Raw genomic sequence first — 25,628 nt, 5'->3', positions numbered from 1 at the left:
AGCTGTCCTCAGCCGTCGGCGGGGGAGCTGTCCTCAGGCGCGGTCACGGGGCTCGACGGCTCGTCCGGCGCTTGAGGGTCCGGGGCACCCGTCAGCTCCGACATCATCGCGGCGCGCAGCCGCAGGGTGGAGACGAGCCGCTGGAACGCCTCCGACCAGTAGCCGCCCGCTCCGGGTGACGCGCCTTCCGGTTCGTCCGGGGTGGCCGTGAGTATTTCCAGGTGGGGGGCCTCCGCCGGGTCCAGGCAGCGTTCGGCGAGGCCCATCACGCCGCTGAAGCTCCATGGGTAACTCCCGCCGTCCCGCGCGATGTCGAGCGCGTCGACGACCGCCCGGCCCAGCGGCCCGGACCAGGGCACCGCGCAGACACCGAGCAGCTGGAACGCCTCCGAGAGACCGTGCGCGGCTATGAACTCGGCCACCCAGGAGGCCCGTTCCGCCACCGGCAGGGTGCCGAGCAGCTTCGCGCGCTCCGCGAGGGACGACGCCCCCGGGCCGGCGGCCGGGGACACGGCCGGCGGGCCCAGCAGGGCGCGGGCCCAGCGGGCGTCGCGCTGACGGACGGCGGCCCGGCACCACGCGGCGTGCAGTTCGTCCGTCCAGTCGTCCAGGACCGGCAGCGTCACGATGTCCTCGGGCGTACGGCCCCCGAGCCGGTCCGGCCAGACCGACAGCGGTGACGCCTCCACCAACTGCCCCAGCCACCAGGACCGTTCGCCCCGGCCGCTCGGCGGTGTCGGGCTCACCCCGTCGCGCTGCATGTCCGCGTCGCACTCGTGCGGCGCTTCGACGATGACGGCCGGACCCGCGGGTCCGGCCGCCCGGTCCAGGCTCACGCACGTCGCCGCGCGCGCCGCCATCCGTGCGGCCAGCGCGGAGTTCGGCAGCGCGGACAGCAACTCGGCCGCGGTCGCGCGGACATTGCGGCTGCGGTCGGAGAGCGCCTCCTCAAGGAAGGGCTCGTCGAGGTCGGACAGTCCGGCGCGCAGCGAGTCGAGGAACATCAGCCGGTCCTCGGCGCGCTCCGTCGACCACGTCGTGGCCAGCAGCGCCCGCGCCGCGTTCGCGTCCTGCGTGCGTACGGCCGCGAGCAGCGCGACCCGCTCGGCGAACAGGCCCTGCTCCCACAACTGCCGTACCGATTCGGAGTCCTGGACACCCGGCAGGACCGCGCCGCCGGAGGCGCCGCGCAGGGCGAACTTCCAGTCCGGGTTGAAGCGCGCGAGCCAGAGCCCACGCGGCCCGGCGAACGCGAGAGCGTGCGGCCGAAGGTCGTTGCGCCCGCGCGCGGCGTCCAGCAGCGCCGGCAGCGCGGCGGCGGGGGCGCGGTAGCCGTGGTCGTTGGCGGCGGTGAGCCACTGGGGCAGCAGCTCGGTCAGGTCGGGGGTCGTACCGCGCCTGCCTCCCGTACCGGCCGGGGCCGAGCGGTCGGCCAGCAACTGCGACAGCCGCCGGCGGGCCGGCTCCGGCAGTTCGCGGCGGTCGTCCTCGGGCGCCGGCTCCGGCCGGGCGGCGGCGCGCGCCGGGAGCAGGCCCGCGCGGCGCCGGAGCGTGTGGAGCGCGGCGGCGTCCAGAAGCGCGACGGGCGCGTCCTGGCCGGAGGCCATGACGTCCGCCGGTGGTGTGCGGCGGTCCGTGCCGAGCAGGGCCGATGTGACGAGCTCTTCCCAGGAAGTGGTCCCGGCGGTCGCGCCGCCGGGGAGGGTGGTGCCGGTCATCGGGTGCCTCCGTACGTATGGATAGAGACGTATGGATAGACGTATGGACAGAGGACGGGCATCCGGACTGCGGACGGGTGTCGTCCGGCCCGGGGAGACCGGCCGGATTCGGCTCACGTCAGCTGGACCGTCTCCGACGAGCCCGCCGACCACACGGCGAGCGGGGTGAAGCCGCGGTGCCCGCACTCGCCGAAGACCGTGACCGGCCCGCCGCCGGACAGCGCCACGAGCTTCCACAGCCCCGGCCGCGTGAGTGCGGCGGGCGCGATCGGCAGGGCAGACTCCCCCTCGGCGTCGGCCAGTTGCCACCCGTCCCCGTCCCCTCCGTCGGGGACAGGTATGACGTCGGTCAGTGTCACGGGCCAGGAGTCCAGCCACGGATCCTCCCGCAGCGCCGAGCCGTACGCCTCCACCGCCGCCGTGGTCGTCCCGCCGGGCGGGGGCGTCCCGGTCGGCTCGGGAACGCCCACCTCCTCGCTGAGATCGGCACGCAACTGCCCCGCCCCCGCGTGCGGCGTCAGCTCCGCCTCGATCACCAGGCCCACCGGCAGCGCCGGCCCAGGCGAACGGCCCGCCGCGCCGAACCCCAGCACCAGCGCCGTACGCCCCGACTCCCGCCCGTACAGCCAGATCCGGCGCGTGGTGATCTTGCCGTCCGACGTGTCGTACTGCGCGAGGACCAGCCAGTGGTCCTTGACCGGCGGGCCGTCGGCGGGCGAGGGAAGACCGACCCGCGTACGGACCGTGGTCGCCAGCGGCGCGGGCAGCCGGCCGATCCCCAGCCAGCCCTGATCCAGCAGATGCAGGAGAGCCGACTCTTCGAGCAGCCGTACCGGCCAGCCCGCCCCCGAGCCCGGGATCGAGCCCAACTCCTTCACCCGCGCGGCCAGTCCGGGCGCCTGCGCGTCCACCATGCGCGCGGCCGTCTCCTCCCACAGCCCGTAACCGGACTGCTCGGCCGCCGCCAGCCCGCCGCGCAGCAGATCCGTCAGCCGCTGCTCAAGCTCCTGCGCCCCGCCGGTGATCCGTGCCGCCCTGCGCTCCGCCCGGCGCCTGGCCCCCTCCGGGTCGGCCTGCCCGGCCGCCCCGCCGGCCTCGGCCTTCGCTCTCTCCTCCCGCTCCTCGCTCCGCTTCCTGCGGCCCCCCAGCCACTCCTCCGCCCAGTCGGGCGCGGCCCCGTCCCCCACGTCCACGACGGTCCTGACGGCGGACGTCCCCTCGCCCGCCCAGAGCAGCAGCAGCCCCAGCGCGTGCTTGCACGGGAACTTCCGGCTCGGGCAACTGCACGTGTACGCGGGGCCTTTCGTATCTATCACCGTCTGATACGGCTTCTTCCCGCTCCCCTCGCACAGCCCCCACACGGCCCCCTCCCCGCTGCTGCCCGCGTCCGACCAGGGCCCGGCCGCGCTCAGCCTGGCCCCGGCCTTGCGTGACGCATCGTCAGGTGCCAGGGCCAGCACCTGTTCCGTCGTCCAGCGCACCCCCGCGTTATCCATGTCCAAGACGTTAGGCGGCCCCACTGACAATCGGCTCCGACCTGCGGAAACGGTCGATTGTCAGTGGCATGGTGCACGGTGGGCACCACACCCGGTCGAACGATCTGGAGGGGGAGCCATGACCATGTCCGAAACGAGTGTGACGACCGCGGAGACGGTCGGCGGGACCGTCGGCGGGACGGCCGCCGCCGAGGTCCTGCGACCGCACGCCGAGGACGCCTTCGCCGATGAACTGGCGGCGCTCGCCGCCGCCGACGACCGCCCCCGCCCGCCAAGGTGGCGGCTGTCGCCCTGGGCGGTCGCGACCTATCTCCTCGGCGGCACGCTCCCGGACGGCACGGTCATCACGCCGAAATACGTGGGCCCGCGCAGGATCATCGAGGTCGCCGTCACCACCCTCGCCACCGACCGCGCGCTGCTGCTCCTCGGCGTTCCCGGCACCGCGAAGACCTGGGTGTCCGAGCATCTGGCCGCCGCCGTCAGCGGTGACTCGACGCTGCTGGTGCAGGGGACGGCGGGTACACCCGAGGAGGCCATCCGATACGGGTGGAACTACGCGCGGCTGCTCGCCCACGGCCCCAGCCGGGACGCTCTCGTGTCCAGCCCCGTCATGCGGGCCATGGCCGAGGGCATGACCGCGCGGGTCGAGGAGCTCACCCGTATCCCGGCCGACGTGCAGGACTCGCTCATCACGATCCTGTCCGAGAAGACCCTGCCGGTCCCGGAGTTGGGACAGGAGATCCAGGCCGTCCGCGGCTTCAACGTGATCGCCACCGCCAACGACCGCGACCGAGGGATCAACGACCTGTCGAGCGCGCTGCGCCGCCGATTCAACACCGTCGTCCTGCCGTTGCCTGCCACGGCCGAGGCGGAGGTCGACATCGTCTCGCGGCGCGTCGACCAGATCGGGCGCTCGCTCGATCTGCCCGGCGGTCTCGAAGGCATCGCCGAGATCCGCCGGGTCGTCACAGTCTTCCGCGAGTTGCGCGACGGCGTCACGGCCGACGGCCGTACGAAGATCAAGTCGCCGTCCGGGACGCTCTCCACGGCCGAGGCGATCTCCGTCGTCACCAACGGCCTCGCGCTCGCGGCACACTTCGGCGACGGTGTGCTGCGCCCCGGCGACGTCGCGTCCGGCATCCTCGGCGCCGTCGTCCGCGACCCGGCGGCCGACCGGGTGATCTGGCAGGAGTATGTGGAAACGGTCGTGCGCGAGCGGGACGGTTGGAAGGACTTCTACCGCGCCTGCCGAGAGGTCGGCGCATGACGAGCCCCGCCGAGAACGCCGCACCGGCGTGGCCGGCCGGGAGCGGGCCGTTGTTTCTCGGCGTCCGGCATCACGGGCCCGGTTCCGCCCGCGCCGTTCAGGCGGCTCTCGACGCCGCGTCGCCGCTGGCCGTCCTGATCGAAGGCCCGCCCGAGGGCGACGCGTTGGTGTCCCTCGCGGGCGATCCCCGGATGCGCCCGCCTGTCGCGCTGCTCGCCCACGCCGTGGACGATCCGGGGCGCGCGGCCTTCTGGCCGCTGGCCGAGTTCTCCCCGGAGTGGGTCGCGATCCGCTGGGCGCTCGCCCACGACGTCCCGGTCCGCTTCATCGACCTTCCCGCGACGCACTCCCTGGCTTACACGGAAGGGGACGGGGAAGGGGACGAGACGCCGGACGGCGGGACCGGCCCGGACGGCGGAGGGGCCGGCACCGATCTCGATCCGGACGCCCGCGCCGAAGCGCTGCGGATCGACCCGCTCGCCGTTCTCGCCGAAGCCGCCGGCTACGACGACGCCGAGCGGTGGTGGGAAGACGTCGTGGAGCACCGCGGCGCCGACGACGACCCGTTCGCGCCGTTCGCCGCCCTCGGCGAGGCGATGGGCGCCCTGCGCGAGGAGTACGGGGACGGCGGCCACCGCCGTGACCTGGTCCGCGAGGCGTACATGCGGCTCCAACTCCGGTCCACGCGCAAGGAGTTCGGCGACGACCGGGTCGCCGTCGTCTGCGGTGCCTGGCATGTGCCCGCGCTCGGCACGCGGACCACGGCCACCGCCGACCGCGCGCTCCTCAAGGGACTGCCCAAGGTCAAGTCCGAGATGACCTGGGTGCCGTGGACGCACCACCGGCTGGCCAGACACAGCGGATACGGCGCGGGCATCGACTCCCCCGGCTGGTACGGACACCTCTTCGGCGCCCCCGACCGGCCCGTGGAGCGCTGGATGACCAAGGTCGCCGGTCTGCTGCGCGAGGAGGACCAGCCCATCTCCTCCGCCCATGTCATCGAGGCTGTCCGGCTCGCCGAGACCCTGGCCGCCATGCGCGGCAGGCCGCTCGCCGGGCTGACCGAGACGACCGACGCGATCCGTGCCGTCATGTGCGACGGGTCGGACGTGCCGCTCGCACTCATCAGGGACCGGCTCATCGTCGGCGACGTCCTGGGCGAGGTCCCCGACTCCGCGCCCGCCGTGCCGCTCCAGCGCGACCTGACGCGGTCGCAGCGCTCGCTGCGGCTGAAGCCGGAAGCGCTGGAGCGTGAGCTGGACCTCGACCTCCGTAAGGAGACCGACGCGGGACGGAGCAGGATGCTGCACCGGCTGAGGCTGCTCGGCATCGGCTGGGGCGAACCGTCGGCGGGCCGCGGCAGCACGGGCACGTTCCGCGAGAGCTGGCGGCTGCGCTGGGAGCCCGAGCTGTACGTACGGGTCGCCGAGGCCGGGGTCTGGGGCACCACGGTCCTCTCGGCCGCGACCGCCAAGGCCGAGTCCCGCGCGGTGTCGGCGACCGCGCTCTCCGACGTCACGGCCCTGGCCGAGCAGTGCCTCCTGGCCGAACTGACCGACGCCCTGCCCGTGGTGATGAAGGCCCTGGCGGACCGCGCCGCCCTGGACGCGGACGTCGGCCATCTCGCTCAGGCCCTGCCCGCACTCGCCCGCTCGCTGCGCTACGGAGACGTACGGTCCACCGACACCGCGGCGCTCGGCGAGGTCGCCGCCGGGCTCGCGGAGCGGATCTGCGTGGGACTGCCGCCCGCCTGCGCCGCGCTGGACGCGGACGGCGCCGCCGAGATGAGGGGCCACCTCGACAGCGTCCACACCGCGATCGGCCTCCTGCCCGACACCCCGGACGCCCCCGACCGCCCCGCCGGGGACCTGGCCGGGCGCTGGGGCGCGGTGCTGCGGAAACTGGCCGCGCGGGACACGGTGCCCGGTGTCATCCGGGGCCGGTCCGCCCGGCTGCTCCTGGACGACGGGCGCCTCCCGGAGGACGAGGCCGCGCGCCTCATGGGCCTCGCCCTGTCGCCCGGCACCCCGCCGGCCGACGCGGCCGCCTGGATCGAGGGCTTCGTCGGAGGAGCCTCCGGCGGCGGAATGCTCCTGGTCCACGACGAACGGCTGCTCGCCCTGGTGGACACCTGGCTGACCGGGGTGCCCGCCGGCTCGTTCACGGACGTGCTGCCCCTTCTGCGCCGTACGTTCTCCGCGTACGAGCCCGGAGTGCGCCGCACCCTGGGCGAGTTGGTCCGGCGCGGACCGGCGGGCGGCGCGCGGCCCGACCGTTCCGAGGCGGGGATCCCCGGCTTCGGAACCGGCATCGACGAGACCCGCGCGGACGCGGTTCTCCCGGTGCTTCGCCTGCTCATCGGCGGCCCCGCGCCGGTTGGGCGCGCCGACGACAACGACAACGACAACGACCTCGCGGGGGTGGCCCGATGACCACGGCCGGTCGGACCGACGACGTGACGGGCGCTGGGGCCGACGAGCGGCTGAGGCGCTGGCGGCTGGTGCTCGGCGGTGACTCCGCCGACGGCACCGGCCGCACGCTCACCGGCCAGGACGCCGCGATGGACGGCGCGTTGACCGCCCTGTACGGAGGAGGAGACAGCGGCACGTCCAGGAGGAGCGGCACCAACCGCTCCGCGGGGCTCGGCGCCTCCGCCCCCTCGGTCGCCCGCTGGCTCGGCGACATCCGGACGTACTTCCCCGCCTCCGTCGTCCAGGTCATGCAGCGCGACGCGATCCAGCGGCTCGGACTCTCCGCGCTCCTGCTCGAACCGGAGATGCTGGAGGCCGTCGAGGCGGACGTCCATCTCGTGGGCACGCTCCTGTCGCTCAACAAGGCCATGCCCGAGACGACCAAGGAGACGGCGCGCGCCGTCGTAAGGAAAGTCGTCGCCGACATCGAGAAGCGGCTCGCCACCCGCACCCGGGCCACGCTCACCGGCGCACTCGACCGCTCCGCGCGGGTCAGCCGGCCGCGCCACCGGGACATCGACTGGGACCGCACGATCCGCGCGAACCTCAAGAACTACCTGCCGGAGTACGGGACGGTCGTCCCCGAACGCCTCATCGGTTACGGCCGAGCCTCGCAGTCCGTGAAGAAGGAGGTCGTCCTCTGCATCGACCAGTCCGGGTCGATGGCGGCGTCCGTCGTCTACGCCTCCGTCTTCGGCGCCGTCCTCGCCTCGATGCGCTCCGTCTCCACCCGGCTCGTCGTCTTCGACACCGCGGTCGTCGACCTCACCGACCAGTTGGACGACCCGGTCGACGTCCTGTTCGGCACACAACTCGGCGGCGGCACGGACATCAATCGCGCCCTCGCCTACTGCCAGTCGCGGATCACCCGGCCCGCGGACACCGTCGTCGTCCTGATCAGTGATCTCTACGAGGGCGGAATCCGCGACGAGATGCTGAAGCGCGTCGCCGTGATGAAGGCGTCGGGCGTGCGGTTCGTGGCGCTCCTCGCACTGTCCGACGAGGGCGCGCCCGCCTACGACCGCGACCACGCGGCGGCCCTCGCCGCCCTCGGCGCCCCGGCGTTCGCCTGCACCCCGGATCTGTTCCCGGAGGTGATGGCGGCGGCGATCGAGAAGCGCCCCCTGCCGATACCGGACACGGCGAGCCACCCCTAAGGCGGACCGGCGAGCGGGCCGGGGCCGGCCCGGATCCCGTGGACCCGGTGGCTGTGACAGGTATCACCGCTCAGGGGTGATCTGTGATTTAGGGGTCCACGGCCCACGGGGATAACCTGCGAGACGGACATGCCGCGCTCCGGAACTGAAGTCTGCGCCTTCCTTGTGACAAGTGCAGTCACGTTGCCCATCGCGGCACGCCCACGCAGATGACGAACCGCGATACTGCGAATTTTAGAAGACAGACAAGGGACGGACGCGCGTGGACCTGTTCGAGTACCAGGCGAGGGACCTCTTCGCCAAGCACGGTGTACCGGTGCTGGCCGGTGAAGTCATCGAAACGCCTGAGGCGGCCCGCGAGGTGACCGAGCGTCTCGGCGGCAAGGCTGTCGTCAAGGCGCAGGTCAAGGTCGGCGGCCGGGGCAAGGCCGGCGGCGTGAAGCTGGCCTCCGACCCGGCCGACGCGGTTGCCAAGGCCGACGCCATTCTGGGCATGGACATCAAGGGCCACACGGTCCACAAGGTGATGCTGGCCCAGACGGCCGACATCGCGGAGGAGTACTACGTCTCCTTCCTCCTCGACCGCACCAACCGCACCTTCCTGGCCATGGCCTCCGTCGAGGGCGGCGTGGAGATCGAGGTCGTCGCCGAGGAGAACCCCGAGGCGCTCGCCAAGACCCCGGTCGACGCCAACGAGGGCTGCACCCCCGAGAAGGCCGCCGAGATCGTCGCCGCCGCCAGGTTCCCGGCCGACATCGCCGGTCAGGTCGCCGACGTCCTCCAGCAGCTGTGGACCGTCTTCATCAAGGAAGACGCCCTCCTCGTCGAGGTCAACCCGCTGATCAAGTCCGGTGACGGCAAGATCATCGCGCTGGACGGCAAGGTCTCGCTCGACGAGAACGCCGACTTCCGCCAGCCCGACCATGAGGCTCTTGAGGACAAGGCCGCGGCCAACCCCCTCGAAGCCGCCGCCAAGGCCAAGAACCTCAACTACGTCAAGCTCGACGGCGAGGTGGGCATCATCGGCAACGGCGCCGGGCTCGTCATGAGCACCCTCGACGTAGTCGCGTACGCGGGCGAGGCCCACGGTGGCGTGAAGCCCGCCAACTTCCTCGACATCGGCGGCGGCGCGTCGGCCGAGGTCATGGCGAACGGCCTGGAGATCATCCTCGGCGACCCGGACGTCAAGTCCGTCTTCGTCAACGTCTTCGGCGGCATCACCGCGTGCGACGAGGTGGCCAACGGCATCGTGCAGGCGCTGGAGCTCCTCAAGTCCAAGGGCGAGACCGTCAGCAAGCCCCTGGTCGTGCGCCTCGACGGCAACAACGCGGAGCTGGGTCGCAAGATCCTGTCGGACGCCAACCACCCGCTCGTACAGCGCGTGGACACCATGGACGGCGCGGCCGACAAGGCCGCCGAGCTCGCGGCTGCGAAGTAAAGGTAAAGGTCACCAACACCATGGCTATTTTCCTGACCAAGGAAAGCAAGGTCATCGTCCAGGGGATGACCGGTGCCACCGGCATGAAGCACACCAAGCTCATGCTCGCTGACGGCACCAACATCGTCGGCGGAGTCAACCCGCGCAAGGCCGGTACGTCCGTCGACTTCGACGGCACCGATGTCCCGGTCTTCGGCTCCGTCAAGGAGGCGATCGAGAAGACCGGCGCCGACGTCTCCGTCCTCTTCGTGCCCCCGGCCCACGCCAAGGCCGCCGTCGTCGAGGCCATCGACGCCGAGATCGGTCTCGCCGTCGTCATCACCGAGGGCATCGCGGTGCACGACTCCGCCGCCTTCTGGGCGTACGCGTCGAGCAAGGGCAACAAGACCCGGATCATCGGCCCGAACTGCCCCGGTCTCATCACGCCCGGTCAGTCCAACGCCGGCATCATCCCGGGCGACATCACCAAGCCCGGCCGGATCGGTCTCGTGTCCAAGTCGGGCACGCTCACCTATCAGATGATGTACGAGCTGCGTGACATCGGCTTCTCGTCCGCCATCGGCATCGGCGGCGACCCGGTCATCGGTACGACGCACATCGACGCCCTCAAGGCGTTCGAGGCCGACCCCGAGACCGACCTCATCGTGATGATCGGCGAGATCGGCGGCGACGCCGAGGAGCGCGCGGCCGACTTCATCTCCCAGCACGTGACCAAGCCGGTCGTCGGCTACGTCGCGGGCTTCACGGCGCCCGAGGGCAAGACGATGGGCCACGCCGGCGCCATCGTCTCCGGCTCGTCGGGCACCGCCGCCGCCAAGAAGGAAGCCCTTGAGGCCGCGGGCGTCAAGGTCGGCAAGACGCCGACCGAGACCGCCGGTCTCGCCCGAGCCATTCTCGCGGGCTGATTGTTGGCTGTACGGTCTTACGGAGTACAGCGGTTGTCCTGCTGAACAACGCGCGTGGGCCCGCACCTTTCAGGTGGTGCGGGCCCACGCGCGTTCTCTCTCGGTGCCGCGCGCGGCGTCAGGGGATGCTGGGCACCAGCCGCCCCGGCCCGTTCAGGGGTACGGCGCGGAGCTCGGCACGCAGCTTCAGGTCCTGCTTGCTGAGCTTCTGCGGCCCGTGCGGCGCCGGGACACCGCCGACCCGCTGACCCGGCGCGGGCGTCGGTTCGTACCGTGTCGGCGCCGTGATGACGGTGAAGGCCGTCGCCCCGATGATCAGGACGGTGACGGCGATCGCGGCCCGCGTCCAGAACTTGGCGCGGCGCTCGCTGCCGATCCGCACGGCGGACGCGGTCGCGACGGCGGGAGCCGACACGGTCTCGGCCAGCTCGCTCAGCTGCTCGTACAGGACCTCCGAGTCCTCAAGGTCGGGCAGTTGCCCGGCGACCGCCTCGCGCGCGTGCAGCACCCGGTTCGCGGCGGCCCCGGTGGTGGCCTCGGTCTCGGCGGCCGTGTCGGACAGGCCGAGCCCCAGGCCGTCGTAGAGCAGGAGCGTGCGCCGGTACACCGGCGGCAGGTCGAGCAGCGCCCGGCGCAGTGGGCGGCCGTCGCGTTCGCCGTTCGCCGGGTCCGGGTGCCGGTGGCCTCGGCGGAACCGGTGCCAGGGCGAGGTCGCGTAGTCGTACGCCGCGGCCCGTACCCAGCCGGCGGGATCGCGGTCGACGGCGACCTCGGGCCAACGGTGCCAGGCCAGCTGGAAGGCGCGCTCGACGGACTCCTGCGCGAGGGTGCGGCGCCCGGTGAGCAGATACGTCTGGCGTACGAGGGCGGGGGAGGAGTGCGCGTACAGCTCGTCGAACGCCTGGGCGGGGTTAAGTTTCGCGGCCTCGGCGGCCGCCGCTCCCGCCAGGGCCTCGGCCTTCTCCTTACGGCGCTGGGCGTTCTGCCGGGACCGGCCGTCGGCCGTGACCGTACGGACCGGCCGGCTGTTGAGCGGCTTCTTGAAGGAGGGGGCGGGCTCGGCGACGGGAGCCGTCCGGGGCGAGGCGCTGCCGGTCGGCGGGGTCTCCCGCGCCGACTCGGCCGCCGCTACCGGTTCCGGCTGCGGCACCGGCTGCTGCTCGCCCGCGGCGTTCGCCGCGTCCTTCGACCGCCGCTTCCGCCTCGCGGGCTTCTTCGCGTCGAGTTCCGCCGCGTACGCCGCGAGCAGCCGCGCGTACGCCTCACGCTTACGCCCCTGCGGAGTCGTACGCCCGGTCTCCCAGGATCTGATCGTCGTCCGGGTGACTCCCAGCGCGACCGCCATCTGCTTCTCGGTCATGGCATTCGCCTCGCGCAGCCTGCGCCGCTCCTTGGGGGAGGGAAGCGGGGGCACCGAGGAGGTACGAGTGGTGCTCTCGGTCATGAAGAACTCCCCGCGGCACCGCACCGGCCGAAAAAGTACATAAACGTATATTGGGCGACACAGCGGCTATCCGCCTGTTACGCGGTTTAAGCGCGTGTCGTTGGCAGCATGGCGGCGTGACTCAAGTGAGCGAGCGCAGCACCACGTTGTCCTCGGCCTCGGCCACCGAGCGGGGCCGGGCCGCGGCGCTGACCGCCGCGTTCCTCCGGGGAGGGCTCGCCGCGGGCCTCGGCCTCGGCGGCCTCGCCGTGCTGGTCATCGCCGCGTGGATCAGCTCGCCGTACCCCGACAGCGGCGCCGGGGGAGCCCTGCACATCGCGGCGGCGCTCTGGCTGCTGGCCCACGGTGCGGAGCTCGTACGGCCCGACACGCTGTCAGGGGTGCCCGCCCCCATCGGACTCGTACCCCTGCTGGTCGTGGCGCTGCCGGTGTGGCTCGTCTACCGGTCCTCGCGCGACGCGCTGGAACCGGAAGAGGGCCGGCCGCAGCTCACGGCGCTCGGCGCGCTGTGCACGGTCGCGGGCGGATATCTGCTGGTCGGCGCCGCCGTCGTGATCTACGCGCGGGGCGGACCGCTCTCCACGGACTCGCTCGCCACGGCTCTCAGGCTGCCCCTCGTGCCCGTGCTGTCGTCCGCCGCCGGAGTGTGGGCGGGGAGCGGGCGGCCGCTCACCCGGCTGCTCGACCGGCTGCCCGGACTGAAAGGGGGCGGCGCGGGCCCAGACGTGCGCGACACGGAGGTCACCGCCGCGGGGGCCGCCGGAAGGCGCCGCCGGGCCGTCGTCGTGATGCGGTCGGCGACCGCCGGGGCGGCGGCCCTGCTGGTCGGCGGGTTTCTCCTGGTCGCCTGCTCGTTGACCTGGCACGCGGGCGCCGCACAGGAATCGTTCCTGCATCTGGCGGCGGGCTGGTCCGGGCGGATCGCCGTCCTGATGCTGGCCGTCGCGCTGCTCCCGAACGCGGCGGTCTGGGGCGCGTCGTACGGCCTCGGTCCCGGTTTCGTGCTCGGTACGAAGGCGACGGTCACCCCTCTCGCCGTCACGGGAAGCCCCGCGCTGCCGCCCTTCCCGCTGCTGGCCGCGGTGCCCGCCGAGGGGCCCGGCATGGCCGTGACCTGGGCGGCGGGCGCCGTGCCCGTGGCGGCCGGGCTGACGGTCGCCTGGTTCACCGTACGGGTCGCCGCCCCGCCCTACGCCGAGCGGGACGAGGCGTGGAGCGCACGGGACACCGCGGTCGTGGCGGCGCTCGCCGGGGTCGGGTGCGGGGTGCTGATGGCGGCTCTGGCCGCGATCGCGGGCGGGCCGATGGGGACGGGGCGGCTGGTGGAGTTCGGGCCGGTGTGGTGGCTGACCGGGGCTGCGGCGCTGGTCTGGACGGTGGGGATCGGCGTACCGGCGGCGCTGTTGGTACGGGCCTGGCGGCTGCGCGAGCGGCGCGAAACGGAGAAGGCCGACGAACTGGACGAGCCGGATGAGCTGGACGAGGCGGACGACGAGGGAGAGGCGGACGTGGTGAGCGAGACCGGGACGGTGGAGGAGAGCACGGTGCCGGTGGGAGTCCCGCCGGACACGCCGGACGACGCCGCCTCGTCGAAGGGCTCCTGGTGGCGACGGCCGTGGCGGCGCGGAGAGGCCGCGGAGAAGGGTGCGGACGACGGGCCGGTGGAGTCCGAGAACGGGGACGGTACGGCCGCCGGCGGACGGGAGGACGGTCCGCCAACGCTGGACGGGGCCGAACCGGTGGACGATACGTACGACTTCCTGCCGATGGGCGCCTGGCACGACCCGGATACCCAGGAGGCACGCCGGCCGGCGGTCAAGCCCGCGTCCGGCGGTCTGATGACCGAGTCCCCGCCGACCGCGTCCGAGCCCGAGGCTGAATCCGAGCCCGAGCCGGGGCCTGAATCCACGCCCGAGCCCGAGCCCGAGCCGGGGCCCGAATCCACGCCCGAGCCCGAATCCAAGGCCGAGCCGGAACCGAAGGCCACCGACTGATCCACACCACTCGGACGAGCGGCGGCCCCGCCCTTCCCGGAATCCGGGAAGGGCGGGGCCGCCGTCAGGTGTTCTGTGCGCCCCTCGGCTACTTCTGGACGCCGAAGACCGGGACCAGCGAGTCGGGAAGCTTGTCGTTGCAGGCCAGTTGGCCCGTCTTCGTCAGCGCGTCGTTCACGCACGTGTAGTAGTCGCGGTAGACCAACTGCACGGTGAACGTCGCCGCCACGACCAGCAGCGCGATGGCCGCCGTGACGATCCCGCTGACCGCGGCGGTCGTCTGCGGCTTGTGCGCCGTCGTGCCCTGCGCCGGGGCTCCCGGCGACGCACCCGGTGCGGGTGGTGCCGTGGTGGTCGGCGCGGGAGAGGCCGTACCGGAGCCGGGGGGCGAATCCGAGCCGGAGACCGAGGCCGTACCCACGTCCGAACGGCGGGCCGCCGCCTGGCCCTCGCCCGACGGGCGCGGAAGCGGCGCCTTGGCCCGCAGCGAGCTGATGCCCCAGTACAGCGCGAGCGCGCCGAGGAGCAGCGCGATCTCCGGGAAGTCGAAGAGGGCGAAGAAGAAGGCCCACATGCCGGAGAGGAGCGAGTACCGGGCGCGGCGCTGGAACGGGTCGGTCGGGTCCCAGCGAAGGCCGCCCTTGCCCCCGGGCCGGCCGTCGGGACCGTCCTGGCGGCCACCGGGGCCGTTCCGCTCGCCGTCCGGTCCGCTCTGGCCGCCCGGCCTGCCGCCGAACCCGCCCGACGAACGCCCCGGCTGCCGGCTGCTCCACTGGCTGCCCCAGGACGAGCGGTCACCGCCCGACTGGTCGTCCGGCGTCCCGTCGCCGTTCTGGGGATGGCGCGGCTGCCACGGCCGGTCGGGCCTGTCCTCCGGCGGCGGCGCGAACGGATTGTCGTCGGAGGACCCGGAGGACCCGGAGGACCCGGAGGACCCGGAGGACCCGGAGGACCCGGAGGACCCGGAGGACCCGGAGGACCCGGAGGACCCGGAGGAGCCGGACGATCCCGAATCCCCGCCCGTCCCGGAACTCCCCGAGTTCCCTGAACTTCCTGAACTGCCCGAACTCCCGGAAGAACCCGAGGACCCGGAAGAACCCGAACTCCCGGAAGGATCCTCCGGCCCCGAAGAGCCCTCCGGCCCCGAGGACCCGGCGGACGAGGACTGGCGTTCCCGCATCAGAAGCACCGGCCCGGTGGGCTGCGGGACATGAAGTGCCGTGCGGTGTCGTCGGTCCGGCATCTGGTGAACGTCTTCCCCTCAGACCCTTGGCGCAAGGGGTCTTGTGTCGTATGGCCCGTCTGGAGACAGGTCCGTGTCCCCAGACGCTACCTCCCGGTCGCGCCCCCGTCCCCCGGGGGCCGTTCGGTGTGCCGGTATCGTTGCTGACGGTCGGCTCCTTCGTAGAGTTCCCCGAAACGGGAGACGCGATTCGTTTGTACGACCACACAAAGCCGCACGACCCGCACGACCCGCGAGGCTGTGCTCGCTTCCAGAAAGGCGTTCCGCCGTGGCCTCCCCGCCGTCCCCGCCCGCCCCCGACGACCCGGTCACCCCGACGGAACCGGGCCCTCCGGTCACCTTCGGCTCCCCGGCCCGGCTCGTGGTCCTCGTCTCCGGCTCCGGTACGAACCTCCAGGCCCTGCTCGACGCCGTCGCCGCCGACCCGCGGGGGTACGGCGCCCGTATCGTCGCCGTCGGCGCCGACCGCGACTCCATCGCCGGACTGGAGCGTGCCGAGCGGGCCGGGCTGCCGACCTTCGTCTGCCGCGTCAAGGACCACGAGACGCGCGAGGAGTGGGATGCCGCGCTGACCGAGGCCACCGCCGCGTACGAGCCCGATCTCGTCGTCTCGGCCGGCTTCATGAAGATCGTCGGGAAGCGTTTCCTCGCACGCTTCGGCGGCCGGTTCATCAACACCCACCCCGCCCTGCTGCCCAGTTTTCCCGGTGCCCACGGGGTGCGTGACGCGCTCGCGTACGGCGCGAAGGTCACCGGTTGCACCGTCCACTTCGTCGACGACGGCGTCGACACCGGCCCGGTCATCGCGCAAGGCGTGGTCGAGGTGCGGGACGAGGATCACGAGGACGGTGGCGTCGCTCTCCATGAGCGCATCAAGGACGTCGAGCGACGGCTGCTCGTCGATGTCGTGGGGCGTCTCGCCCGGCACGGCTACCGCATTGAGGGACGAAAGGTAACAATCCAGTGAGCGTCGATAAGCCCGTCGAAGCAGCAGCGGCCGCCGAGGGTACGAAGCGGCCCGTCCGCCGCGCGCTGGTCAGCGTCTACGACAAGACGGGTCTGGAAGAGCTGGCCCGTGGACTGCACGCGGCCGGCGTCACGCTCGTCTCGACCGGCTCCACCGCCGCGAGGATCGCCGCCGCCGGAGTGCCCGTCACCAAGGTCGAGGAGCTGACCGGTTTCCCCGAGACCCTCGACGGACGCGTCAAGACGCTGCACCCGCGCGTCCACGCCGGCATCCTGGCCGACCAGCGTCTCGCCTCCCACCGCGAGCAGCTCGCCGAACTCGGCATCGAGCCCTTCGAGCTGGTCGTCTCGAACCTCTACCCCTTCCGCGAGACCGTGGAGTCCGGGGCCACCCCCGACGAGTGCGTCGAGCAGATCGACATCGGCGGCCCGTCCATGGTCCGCGCCGCCGCCAAGAACCACCCGTCGGTCGCCATCGTCACCAGCCCCGCGCGGTACGGCGACGTCCTCGCGGCCGTACAGGACGGCGGGTTCGACCTGCCGACCCGCAAGCGGCTCGCCGCCGAGGCGTTCCAGCACACCGCCGCGTACGACGTGGCCGTGGCCTCCTGGTTCGCGGACGACTACGCCGCCCCGGACGACTCGGGTCTCCCGGACTTCCTGGGCGCGACGTACGAGCGCAAGAACGTCCTGCGCTACGGCGAGAACCCGCACCAGCCCGCCGCGCTCTACACCGGTGGCTCGGGCGGCGGCCTCGCCGACGCCGAGCAACTGCACGGCAAGGAGATGAGCTACAACAACTACACGGACACCGACGCCGCGCGCCGGGCCGCGTACGACCACACCGAGCCGTGCGTCGCGATCATCAAGCACGCCAACCCGTGCGGCATCGCGATCGCCGACGACGTCGCCGAGGCGCACCGCAAGGCCCACGCGTGCGACCCGCTGTCCGCGTTCGGCGGCGTGATCGCCGTCAACCGGCCGGTCTCCGTCGCGATGGCCGAGCAGGTCGCCGAGATCTTCACCGAGGTCATCGTCGCGCCCGGATACGAGGACGGCGCCGTCGAGGTGCTGGCCCGCAAGAAGAACATCCGCGTGCTGCGCTGCGAGGGCGGGCCCTCGGCCCCCGTCGAGGTGAAGCCCATCGACGGCGGCGCGCTGCTCCAGGTCACCGACCGTCTCCAGGCCGACGGCGACGACCCGTCGACCTGGACGCTCGCCACCGGTGAGGCCCTGTCGGACGCCGAACTGCGCGAGCTGGCCTTCGCGTGGAAGGCGAGCCGCGCGGTCAAGTCCAACGCGATCCTGCTCGCCAAGGACGGTGCGAGCGTCGGCGTCGGCATGGGACAGGTCAACCGCGTGGACTCGGCGAAGCTCGCCGTGGAGCGCGCGGGCGAGGAGCGGGCCCGTGGGTCGTACGCGGCCTCCGACGCGTTCTTCCCGTTCCCCGACGGTCTGGAGATCCTGCTGGACGCGGGCGTCAAGGCCGTGGTGCAGCCGGGTGGTTCGGTACGGGACGAGCTGACCATCGAGGCGGCGAAGAAGGCGGGCGCGACGATGTACTTCACCGGGACACGGCACTTCTTCCACTGAATTCGCTTCTTCACGATCTGCCACCTCATGGGGTGACAGACGCCGGAAGGCCGTAAACCCCGTCGGCAGGACGGGTGTTACGGCCTTCCGGCATACGCGCCGTGCGCCGGCCCATCCGGGTCGGTGGCGCGGGTCAGTAACGGGGGCGCTTGAACCACGCCGCGCCGTCCGCCTTCGACACGAAGACGATCAGCAGAATGCTGAGAACGATGTGGACGATGCCCACGATCCCGCCGAAGGGGTAGATGCCCAGGACTATGGTCAGGGCGCCGTAGACGATCAGCGCGGTGCGCAGGCCGCTGCCACCGGAGCTGATCTTGATCGCCAGGATGATCGACGCGACGGTCCACACGACCGCGATGAAGGTCATGAACCAGAGCACACCGCTCGACTGGTCGACCAGGCTCTGGAACTGCGAGTCGTCGGCCAGCTCGTCGCTGTCCTTCGCCGCGTTGAGCGCGATCGCGGCGAGGAGGAAGATCACGGCGCCGATCAGGCTGAGCCCGGAGAGCACCCAGAGGAAGACGCGGGACGCGGACACGCCGCCCGGCATCGTCTGCGGGCCGCCGCCCATGGGGCCGCCGGGGTGGCCGCCGTAGGGCTGGACCGGGGGCGCCTGCGGGTAGCCGTAGTTGGGCTGCTGGGGCTGGCCCTGCTGCGGGTAGCCGTAACCCGGCTGGCCCTGGGGCGGCTGGCCCTGGCCCTGCTGTCCGTAGGGGTTGTTCGGGTCGCCAAAGCTCATGGCGGGTTTCCTCCGTTGGTGACGCGGGGACATCGCGGGTCCGAAGGAGGAACATCACACAACCGAGCGGTTTGCCCCCCAACACTGACCGCGCACTGCGCGGCTCATCGTGCGGTTGATGCCGACTTTTTGTCCAGTCGGTATCCGTATGCGTTGTGCAAGTGCAACCTGGACACGCTCGGTTGATCTTGGGTCCCGCACCGGCGCCGACCGTCGCGCCCACCTCGCGTCGGACCTCGTGGCCGGCCTCGGATTGGAACAGCGGTGGGGTCATCCGCGAAGATGGGCCCATGACCGCCCAAATTCTCGATGGCAAGGCCACCGCAGCCGCGATCAAGTCCGACCTGACCGGCCGCGTGGCGGCCCTCAAGGCGCAGGGCATCACCCCCGGACTCGGGACCCTGCTCGTCGGGGACGACCCGGGAAGCCGTTGGTATGTGAACGGCAAGCACCGCGACTGTGCCGAGGTCGGTATCGCCTCGATCCAGCGTGAGCTGCCCGACACCGCGACGCAGGAGGAGATCGAGGCAGTCGTACGCGAACTCAACGCGAACCCCGAGTGCACCGGCTACATCGTCCAACTCCCGCTTCCCAAGGGCATCGACACCAATCGCGTCCTGGAGCTGATGGACCCGGAGAAGGACGCCGACGGGCTGCACCCGATGAGCCTCGGCCGGCTGGTGCTCAACGAGACCGGGCCGCTGCCGTGCACCCCGTACGGCATCATCCAGCTGCTGCGCGCGCACGGAGTCGAGATCAAGGGCGCGCATGTCGTGGTCGTCGGTCGCGGGATCACCGTGGGCCGCTCGATCCCGCTGCTGCTCACCCGTAAGTCCGAGAACGCGACGGTGACGCAGTGCCACACCGGCACCCGTGATCTCTCCTCGCAGCTGCGGCAGGCCGACATCATCGTGTCGGCCGCCGGTGTGCGCCACATCATCAAGGCGGAGGACGTGAAGCCGGGCGCGGCCGTGCTCGACGTCGGCGTCAGCCGCGACGAGCACGGGAAGATCGCGGGGGACGTCCACCCGGACGTCGCGGGAGTGGCAGGCTGGATCTCACCGAACCCCGGCGGGGTCGGCCCGATGACGCGCGCGCAGCTGCTGGTCAACGTCGTCGAGGCGGCGGAGCGCGCCGGAAGCGGAAGCGGAACGTGAAAGGGGCACCCATGGGTGCTGGGACGAGTGCGGGTGCCGACGCGGCTGCGGCCGCCGAGCCCGGAGGCGGTGACGGCGTCGGCGTCGGCGGCGATGGTGGTCGCGCGGTGAGCGAGCCCGTACGTGCGGACGGCGGGCCGGGCACGGCCGCGTTCGTGGGGGAGAAGGAGTCGGACGGGGAGGCGGCCGGAGCCGGGGACGCCGAGGCGGCGGCCCCCAGTGCCTCGCGGCGCTTTCCCACCGTGACGCAGGACACCGCGCGCCCCGAGGGCGGCGGACGGGCGGCTCCCGGTGACGCTCCCGCGCCCGCCCGTCAGTGGCCGCTGCTCACGGTGCTGGGGGCGACCGGTCTCGGTCTGCTGATCGTCGGGATCGCGCCGTTCGAGGAGTCGTTCCGCTACGGCACGATCCTGATCGGTGTGGCGTTGATCACCGGCGCGGTGCTGCGGCGGGTCATGCCGTCGGTCGGCATGCTGGCCGTACGGTCGCGCTTCACCGACATGGTGACGTACGGCCTGCTCGGCCTCGCGATCGTGCTGCTGTCGCTGATGACGCAGCCGAAGCCGTGGCTGGAGATCCCGTTCCTGGAGGATGTCGTCCACTCCACGGTCCCGTAGGCCCGGACACATTCCGCACAGATCGACAAGACGGCGCCCATCCCCTCCCCCGAGTCAGGACGGGCGCCGTCGGCATGTGGCTAGCGTCATGGACGCGCCAAACGGGATCAAGAGCAGACAGATGCCTGTGGCACGGAAGTGACCATTCCGCCATGGTGTGCTCGTCGGGCAACGGGTGCGAGACTGTGGGACGGAATCGGCGGCGGCGCGCGAGGGGGCGCGGGGACTGCCCCGAATGCTCCGGTGCACTCCCATTTCTGGAACTGATATCCCGGATCCGCGCATCCCTTGGGGTAATCGTCGGCCGGCGTGGGGGCGCGGCGCGGCGGAGCACATCAGGAACGTGCGGGGGGACAAGGGGGAAGTAATGCCTCGTTGGAAGGCACTACCGGAGGAGCTCGACCCACAGGTCAGAGAGTTCGCGACGCAGCTGCGCAGGCTCGTGGACAAGAGCGGCCTGAGCATCGCCGCCGTTTCTGACCGCACCGGCTACAGCAAGACGTCGTGGGAGCGGTATCTCAACGGCCGCCTGCTCCCGCCCAGGGGCGCGATCATGGCGCTCGCCGAGGTGACCGGTACGAATCCGCTGCACCTGACGACGATGTGGGAGCTGTCGGAGCGGGCGTGGAGCCGTTCCGAGATGCGTCACGACATGACGATGGAAGCGATCCGGATCTCCCAGGCGCGGGACGCGCTCGGCGAGTTCGGCGGCGACCCGGTCGGCGGCCCAGGCGGCCCCGGCGGCCCCGGCAGCGCGGGGAGCGCGGGGATCAGCCGACCCGGCGGACGGACGGCGACACCGCCCGGTGCGGGCAGGGGACCCAACTCGGGTACGGGGATGGGCGCGGGCGCCGGTACGAGCGCCGGTGCGGGTACGGGGGCGGGGTCCGGGGGCTGGCTCGGCCCCGAGTACCCGGGCGCCAACCGCCCCCCGGCAGGCGCCCCCACGGGACCTCCGCCCGGCTTCCCGCCGTCGGCCCCCGTGCCGCCCCCCGGCCGGGACGGCGGGGGCGGTGGCGGGCGCGGCCGGCGCCGCACGACGATATTCGTGGCGGCCCTCGTCGGCGCACTGGTGCTGATAGCCGGGGCCGTACTGCTGACCGATCTGGGCGGCGGTGGCGACGACGGCAAGGGGAAGGTCGCCCGGTCACCGTCGCCGAAGCCGACCGTGGTCGAGTCCGAACTGCCCGTCGGTGTGAAGTGCTCCGGCGACGACTGCACGGGCGAGGACCCCGAACTCATGGGCTGCGGCGGCGAGTTCGCCGAGACCGCGACGACCGCGACGGTCGGTACGGCGGTGGTCGAGGTCCGTTACAGCGAGACGTGCGGGGTGGCGTGGGCGCGCATCACCGACGCGGCGCCCGGCGACACGGTGGAGATCGCGGCGGACCAGGGCGAGGGCAAGCCCCAGACCGGCACGGTGAACGCCGACAAGGACGCGTACACCCCGATGGTCGCGGTGGCGACCGCGGACGAGGCGAAGGCCTGCGCGACGCTGACGACGGGGGTGGAGGGCTGCACGACGGCGGCCGGGTGAGAAGCGCCGCCCACCGCCCAAGCCCCGTCGCGTTCCGCGTGCTCGTCGTCGGATAGCCTGGCGAACGGTTGTCTCTTCACGTCAAGACATGATTCACCCCGCCGTCGGAGAGATGGCCCGCACCAGGGGCAGGGCCCCTGCCGCCCGCCGTTCCACCGCTGTCTAACGGAGACCGCCATGACCCGCACTCCCGTGAATGTCACCGTCACCGGCGCAGCCGGCCAGATCGGCTACGCGCTGCTCTTCCGCATCGCCTCCGGGCAACTGCTCGGCGCGGATGTGCCGGTCAGTCTGCGTCTGCTGGAGATCCCGCAGGGCCTGAAGGCCGCCGAGGGCACCGCCATGGAGCTCGACGACTGCGCCTTCCCGCTGCTCCGCGGCATCGAGATCACCGACGACGCCAACGCCGCCTTCTCCGGCGCCAACGTGGCGCTGCTCGTCGGCGCCCGCCCCCGTACCAAGGGCATGGAGCGCGGCGATCTGCTCTCCGCCAACGGCGGCATCTTCAAGCCGCAGGGCAAGGCCATCAACGACAACGCGGCCGACGACATCAAGGTCCTCGTCGTCGGCAACCCGGCCAACACCAACGCGCTCATCGCGCAGGCCGCGGCCCCCGACGTACCGGCCGAGCGCTTCACCGCGATGACCCGCCTCGACCACAACCGCGCGATCTCGCAGCTCGCGGCCAAGACCGGCGCGCAGGTCACGGACATCAAGCGGCTGACGATCTGGGGCAACCACTCTGCCACGCAGTACCCGGACATCTTCCACGCGGAGATCGCGGGCAAGAACGCCGCCGAGACGGTCAACGACGAGCAGTGGCTCGCCGACACCTTCATCCCGACCGTCGCCAAGCGCGGCGCGGCGATCATCGAGGCCCGCGGCGCGTCCTCGGCGGCCTCGGCGGCCAACGCCGCCATCGACCACGTCCACACGTGGGTCAACGGCACCCCCGAGGGCGACTGGACCTCCATGGGTATTCCGTCGGACGGCTCGTACGGCGTCCCGGAGGGCATCATCTCGTCGTTCCCCGTGACCACGAAGAACGGCGCGTACGAGATCGTCCAGGGCCTGGACATCAACGACTTCTCCCGTGCGCGCATCGACGCGTCGGTGAAGGAGCTCACCGAGGAGCGCGACGCGGTCCGCGAGCTCGGCCTTCTCTGACCTCCCTGACCCGCTGATCGACCTACATCGAAGCTCCCGGCAGCCGCCCACCCGGCCGCCGGGAGCTTCGTCGTGCGGGGGCCGGGGGCGGTGGGCGTCAACCGCCGTACACCCGTGAGGCGTTGATTCCGCGTTCGGTGCCACCGACGGCGATCGTTCGCGCACACTGAGTGCGTGAACGCATACGGAGAGGGACTTCGCGGAGACGCCCCGGGGCCCTCCCGATAGGGGTTGGCCCCCGGGACGCGTCCGCCGAACACCAAGTTGCCCCTTATGTCGCCGAGTTGGGCCCCTGTTTTCCTCTTGTTTCGTCATGAGCATGGTTACATCTCGGCGTTTCTGGGGGACCATTCCCGCGGCGGTCATCGCGCGTAGACCCATGCGGCGCCCGCCCCCGCACGCTCTGAGGTATGACTCCGTGTCACCGGGCACGGGGCGTCAACCTGTCTCCCCACCGGAGGTTTTCGAAATGCGCCGTCGTCTGGCCATGCCGCTCGCTGCCCTTGCCCTCGTCCTCCCCGCCACGCTGATGTCGGCGAGCTCGGCCGCCGCCGCGCCGGCCGACAAGCCCCAGGTCCTGAGCAGTTGGACGCAGACCAGCGCCGCCAGCTACAACTCGTTCGTCGCCGCCCGCAACAACCAGGGCGCCTGGTCCGCGTACGGCTTCGACTGGTCCACGGACTACTGCTCGTCCTCGCCCGACAACCCCTTCGGCTTCCCGTTCCAGACGTCCTGCGCGCGTCACGACTTCGGCTACCGCAACTACAAGGCGGCCGGCTCCTTCGACGCCAACAAGGCGCGGCTGGACAACGCGTTCTACTCGGACCTGAAGCGGGTGTGCGCCGGCTACTCGGGCGCCACGAAGGCCTCCTGCGACGCCACGGCGTGGACGTACTACCAGGCCGTCAGCATCTTCGGCCGCTCCGCGGTGGTCGACGGCAACAAGTCGGTCGTCTGACCCACACGTACGGCGGTGTGAGCCACCGCCGCCCGATGCCCGAAGGCCCCTCGCCCGCCCGCGAGGGGTCTTCGTGCTGTCCGGCCCCGACGAGTCCGCGCGCCGGCGAAACCTCCCGTCGGGAGTGACGCTGAACACTTCCGGTCATCGAACACGCATGCTTTCCCGGTCTCGGGGCAGGGGCCCAGGTCGCCAGTCGTTGCTGGTGGTGGTGGGTATCGGGAACGGAAGGCCAAACGCGACGTGTCGGCACAACAGACCATCTTTGTGGGCGGAGAGTGGCGCAAAGCCGTCTCCGGCGCCACACGCGACATCATCGACCCCGCCGACGCGACACCGTTCGCGGTCGTGTCCGAGGGCGGGGCCGAGGATGTCGACGCCGCCGTCGACGCCGCGCGCGGGGCCTTCGACGGAGGTGCGGGGACCTGGCCCCGGACCCCCGTCGCCGACCGGGCCGCGTTGCTGCGGCGTGTCGCCGGGCTGTTGCGGCGGGACCGGGAAACCCTCGGGGCGCTGGAGAGCCGGGACGCGGGCAAGACCGTCGAGGAGGGGCGTGTCGATGTCGACTGTGTCGCCGACGCCTTCGCCTACTTCGCCGATCTCGTGAGCAACGAAGGCGGCGGGCGCGTCGTGGACGCCGGATCCGCCGACGTGCACAGCGTCGTCGTGCACGAACCCGTCGGCGTCTGCGCGCTCATCACCCCCTGGAACTATCCGCTTCTCCAGGCGAGTTGGAAGATTGCCCCGGCGCTCGCCGCGGGCAACACTTTTGTGGTCAAGCCGAGCGAGATCACCCCGCTCAGCACCGTCGCCCTGATCGACCTGCTCACCGAGGCCGGGCTGCCGGCCGGTGTCGCCAACATGGTGACCGGCGCCGGTGACCCCGTCGGCGCCCGGATGGCCGAACACCCGGACGTGGACCTCGTCTCGTTCACCGGCGGACTTGCCAGCGGTACGAAGGTGATGGCCGCCGCCGCGCCCGGTGTGAAGAAGGTCGCGCTCGAACTCGGCGGGAAGAACCCGAACGTCGTCTTCGCCGACTCCTGCGCCACCGACGAGGGCTTCGACACCGCCGTCGACCAGGCCCTGAACGCCGCGTTCATCCACAGCGGCCAGGTCTGCTCCGCCGGTTCGCGCCTTGTCGTCGAGGAGTCGCTGCGCGAGCGCTTCGTCGCCGAACTCGCCCGCCGCGCAACGAAGATCCGCCTCGGCCGGGGCACCGGCGAGGGCGTCGAGTGCGGACCGCTCGTATCGGCCCAGCAGCTGGCGAAGACCGAGGAGTACGTCGCGTCCGCGCTGGCCGAGGGCGCAGTGCTGCGGGCCGGCGGAAAACGGCCCGAGCCCGGTGAACTCCGCCCCGCCGCAGGGTACTTCTACGAGCCGACCGTCCTCGACCAGTGCCACCGTGACATGCGGGTCGTCCGCGAGGAGGTCTTCGGCCCCGTACTGACCGTCGAGACCTTCCGTACGGAGGACGAGGCGATCGCGCTCGCCAACGACACCGAGTACGGCCTGGCAGGCGGAGTCTGGACGGCGGACCCAGGGCGCGCGCGGCGCGTCGCGGGGCGGCTGCGGCACGGCACCGTCTGGATCAACGACTTCCACCCCTACCTGCCGCAGGCCGAGTGGGGCGGCTTCGGCAAGTCCGGCATCGGACGCGAGCTGGGACCCGCCGGGCTGACCGAGTACCGCGAGGCCAAGCACATCTACCAGAACCTCGCGCCCCGGCCCGTGCGCTGGTTCGCCGGCTGAACCGGC

At 72.1% G+C, this 25,628-nt stretch carries 19 protein-coding genes; 14 read left to right on the top strand and 5 right to left on the bottom strand.

What is annotated here, in order from left to right:
• Window positions 1-8: 8 nt before the first annotated feature.
• Together ACIBBB_RS19240 and ACIBBB_RS19235 are read right to left on the bottom strand one after the other, a co-directional pair.
• Window positions 9-1,718, bottom strand: coding sequence for a DUF5691 domain-containing protein (locus ACIBBB_RS19240; RefSeq protein ID WP_398983464.1), 1,710 nt, complete (start codon window positions 1,716-1,718; stop codon window positions 9-11).
• A 113-nt stretch (window positions 1,719-1,831) separates the two neighbouring features.
• Window positions 1,832-3,214, bottom strand: coding sequence for an SWIM zinc finger family protein (locus ACIBBB_RS19235; protein WP_398983462.1), 1,383 nt, complete (start codon window positions 3,212-3,214; stop codon window positions 1,832-1,834).
• Window positions 3,215-3,332: 118 nt separating this feature from the next.
• Here ACIBBB_RS19235 and ACIBBB_RS19230 point away from each other — a divergent pair, with 118 nt between their 5' ends.
• The 5 genes from ACIBBB_RS19230 (at window position 3,333) to sucD (ending at window position 10,452) form a co-directional block, all read left to right on the top strand.
• Window positions 3,333-4,481, top strand: coding sequence for an AAA family ATPase (locus ACIBBB_RS19230; RefSeq protein ID WP_398983460.1), 1,149 nt, complete (start codon window positions 3,333-3,335; stop codon window positions 4,479-4,481).
• Window positions 4,478-6,913, top strand: a complete 2,436-nt coding sequence (locus ACIBBB_RS19225) for a DUF5682 family protein (protein ID WP_398983458.1) — start codon at window positions 4,478-4,480, stop codon at window positions 6,911-6,913. The genes ACIBBB_RS19230 and ACIBBB_RS19225 overlap by 4 nt, the downstream gene beginning before the upstream one ends.
• A complete protein-coding gene (locus ACIBBB_RS19220; protein WP_398983456.1) occupies window positions 6,910-8,109 on the top strand; it encodes a VWA domain-containing protein in 1,200 nt (399 codons plus the stop codon). The genes ACIBBB_RS19225 and ACIBBB_RS19220 overlap by 4 nt, the downstream gene beginning before the upstream one ends.
• A gap of 262 nt (window positions 8,110-8,371) precedes the next feature.
• A complete protein-coding gene (gene sucC, locus ACIBBB_RS19215; protein ID WP_398983454.1) occupies window positions 8,372-9,547 on the top strand; it encodes an ADP-forming succinate--CoA ligase subunit beta in 1,176 nt (391 codons plus the stop codon).
• A gap of 20 nt (window positions 9,548-9,567) precedes the next feature.
• Window positions 9,568-10,452, top strand: coding sequence for a succinate--CoA ligase subunit alpha (gene sucD / locus ACIBBB_RS19210; protein WP_398983452.1), 885 nt, complete (start codon window positions 9,568-9,570; stop codon window positions 10,450-10,452).
• Between the two features lie 118 nt (window positions 10,453-10,570).
• Here sucD and ACIBBB_RS19205 read toward each other — a convergent pair whose 3' ends face one another.
• Window positions 10,571-11,896, bottom strand: a complete 1,326-nt coding sequence (locus ACIBBB_RS19205) for a helix-turn-helix domain-containing protein (protein WP_398983450.1) — start codon at window positions 11,894-11,896, stop codon at window positions 10,571-10,573.
• Window positions 11,897-12,012: 116 nt separating this feature from the next.
• On the opposite strand from ACIBBB_RS19205, the gene ACIBBB_RS19200 reads away from it, so the two are divergent.
• Window positions 12,013-13,890 carry a DUF6350 family protein gene (locus ACIBBB_RS19200; protein ID WP_398983448.1) on the top strand — a complete coding sequence of 626 codons (1,878 nt, stop codon included), beginning with the start codon at window positions 12,013-12,015 and terminating at the stop codon, window positions 13,888-13,890.
• A gap of 88 nt (window positions 13,891-13,978) precedes the next feature.
• On the opposite strand, the gene ACIBBB_RS19195 is transcribed toward ACIBBB_RS19200, so the two are convergent.
• On the bottom strand, window positions 13,979-15,133 hold the full coding sequence (locus ACIBBB_RS19195) for a hypothetical protein (protein ID WP_398983446.1): 1,155 nt from the start codon (window positions 15,131-15,133) through the stop codon (window positions 13,979-13,981).
• A 361-nt stretch (window positions 15,134-15,494) separates the two neighbouring features.
• Between ACIBBB_RS19195 and purN the strand changes: the two genes are divergently transcribed.
• Window positions 15,495-16,100 carry a phosphoribosylglycinamide formyltransferase gene (gene purN / locus ACIBBB_RS19190; RefSeq protein ID WP_398983933.1) on the top strand — a complete coding sequence of 202 codons (606 nt, stop codon included), beginning with the start codon at window positions 15,495-15,497 and terminating at the stop codon, window positions 16,098-16,100.
• The gene (gene purH, locus ACIBBB_RS19185; RefSeq protein ID WP_398983444.1) at window positions 16,097-17,692 is read left to right on the top strand and encodes a bifunctional phosphoribosylaminoimidazolecarboxamide formyltransferase/IMP cyclohydrolase; all 1,596 of its coding nucleotides are present in this window, start codon (window positions 16,097-16,099) and stop codon (window positions 17,690-17,692) included. The genes purN and purH overlap by 4 nt, the downstream gene beginning before the upstream one ends.
• A gap of 133 nt (window positions 17,693-17,825) precedes the next feature.
• On the opposite strand, the gene ACIBBB_RS19180 is transcribed toward purH, so the two are convergent.
• Window positions 17,826-18,434 (bottom strand): hypothetical protein, encoded by a 609-nt coding sequence (locus tag ACIBBB_RS19180; RefSeq protein WP_398983442.1) that lies wholly within the window; start codon window positions 18,432-18,434, stop codon window positions 17,826-17,828.
• A 290-nt stretch (window positions 18,435-18,724) separates the two neighbouring features.
• Between ACIBBB_RS19180 and ACIBBB_RS19175 the strand changes: the two genes are divergently transcribed.
• The 6 genes from ACIBBB_RS19175 to ACIBBB_RS19150 all read left to right on the top strand — a co-directional run bounded on the left by ACIBBB_RS19175 (window position 18,725) and on the right by ACIBBB_RS19150 (window position 25,622).
• Entirely contained in the window at window positions 18,725-19,591 is an 867-nt protein-coding gene (locus ACIBBB_RS19175) for a bifunctional methylenetetrahydrofolate dehydrogenase/methenyltetrahydrofolate cyclohydrolase (protein ID WP_398983440.1), read from the top strand.
• Between the two features lie 11 nt (window positions 19,592-19,602).
• Window positions 19,603-20,208 carry a DUF3017 domain-containing protein gene (locus ACIBBB_RS19170; RefSeq protein ID WP_398983438.1) on the top strand — a complete coding sequence of 202 codons (606 nt, stop codon included), beginning with the start codon at window positions 19,603-19,605 and terminating at the stop codon, window positions 20,206-20,208.
• A 367-nt stretch (window positions 20,209-20,575) separates the two neighbouring features.
• Window positions 20,576-21,745, top strand: coding sequence for an XRE family transcriptional regulator (locus ACIBBB_RS19165; protein ID WP_398983436.1), 1,170 nt, complete (start codon window positions 20,576-20,578; stop codon window positions 21,743-21,745).
• Between the two features lie 177 nt (window positions 21,746-21,922).
• Window positions 21,923-22,912 carry a malate dehydrogenase gene (locus tag ACIBBB_RS19160; RefSeq protein WP_398983434.1) on the top strand — a complete coding sequence of 330 codons (990 nt, stop codon included), beginning with the start codon at window positions 21,923-21,925 and terminating at the stop codon, window positions 22,910-22,912.
• 469 nt (window positions 22,913-23,381) lie between these two features.
• Window positions 23,382-23,870: a phospholipase gene (locus ACIBBB_RS19155; RefSeq protein WP_398983433.1), complete on the top strand. Its 489-nt coding sequence runs from the start codon at window positions 23,382-23,384 to the stop codon at window positions 23,868-23,870.
• Between the two features lie 243 nt (window positions 23,871-24,113).
• Complete coding sequence (locus ACIBBB_RS19150) at window positions 24,114-25,622, top strand: aldehyde dehydrogenase family protein (RefSeq protein ID WP_398983431.1); 1,509 nt, start codon at window positions 24,114-24,116, stop codon at window positions 25,620-25,622.
• The last annotated feature ends 6 nt before the right edge of the window (window positions 25,623-25,628 follow it).

Source organism: Streptomyces sp. NPDC051217, assembly GCF_044455465.1.
Taxonomy (GTDB): Bacteria; Actinomycetota; Actinomycetes; order Streptomycetales; family Streptomycetaceae; genus Streptomyces.
The sequence above is the reverse complement of the archived record's forward strand: the minus strand, read 5'-3'. Positions and strand labels throughout refer to the sequence as shown.

Bases quoted from the DNA above. Each gene is read 5' to 3' on its own strand.
- ACIBBB_RS19170 (WP_398983438.1), top strand. From the start codon at position 19,603: ATGGGTGCTGGGACGAGTGCGGGTGCCGACGCGGCTGCGGCCGCCGAG.
- ACIBBB_RS19175 (WP_398983440.1), top strand. From the start codon at position 18,725: ATGACCGCCCAAATTCTCGATGGCAAGGCCACCGCAGCCGCGATCAAG.
- sucD (WP_398983452.1), top strand. From the start codon at position 9,568: ATGGCTATTTTCCTGACCAAGGAAAGCAAGGTCATCGTCCAGGGGATG.
- ACIBBB_RS19180 (WP_398983442.1), bottom strand. From the start codon at position 18,434: ATGAGCTTTGGCGACCCGAACAACCCCTACGGACAGCAGGGCCAGGGC.
- ACIBBB_RS19225 (WP_398983458.1), top strand. From the start codon at position 4,478: ATGACGAGCCCCGCCGAGAACGCCGCACCGGCGTGGCCGGCCGGGAGC.
- ACIBBB_RS19220 (WP_398983456.1), top strand. From the start codon at position 6,910: ATGACCACGGCCGGTCGGACCGACGACGTGACGGGCGCTGGGGCCGAC.
- ACIBBB_RS19165 (WP_398983436.1), top strand. From the start codon at position 20,576: ATGCCTCGTTGGAAGGCACTACCGGAGGAGCTCGACCCACAGGTCAGA.
- ACIBBB_RS19155 (WP_398983433.1), top strand. From the start codon at position 23,382: ATGCGCCGTCGTCTGGCCATGCCGCTCGCTGCCCTTGCCCTCGTCCTC.
- ACIBBB_RS19205 (WP_398983450.1), bottom strand. From the start codon at position 11,896: ATGACCGAGAGCACCACTCGTACCTCCTCGGTGCCCCCGCTTCCCTCC.
- ACIBBB_RS19160 (WP_398983434.1), top strand. From the start codon at position 21,923: ATGACCCGCACTCCCGTGAATGTCACCGTCACCGGCGCAGCCGGCCAG.
- ACIBBB_RS19240 (WP_398983464.1), bottom strand. From the start codon at position 1,718: ATGACCGGCACCACCCTCCCCGGCGGCGCGACCGCCGGGACCACTTCC.
- ACIBBB_RS19230 (WP_398983460.1), top strand. From the start codon at position 3,333: ATGACCATGTCCGAAACGAGTGTGACGACCGCGGAGACGGTCGGCGGG.
- ACIBBB_RS19235 (WP_398983462.1), bottom strand. From the start codon at position 3,214: ATGGATAACGCGGGGGTGCGCTGGACGACGGAACAGGTGCTGGCCCTG.
- ACIBBB_RS19195 (WP_398983446.1), bottom strand. From the start codon at position 15,133: ATGCCGGACCGACGACACCGCACGGCACTTCATGTCCCGCAGCCCACC.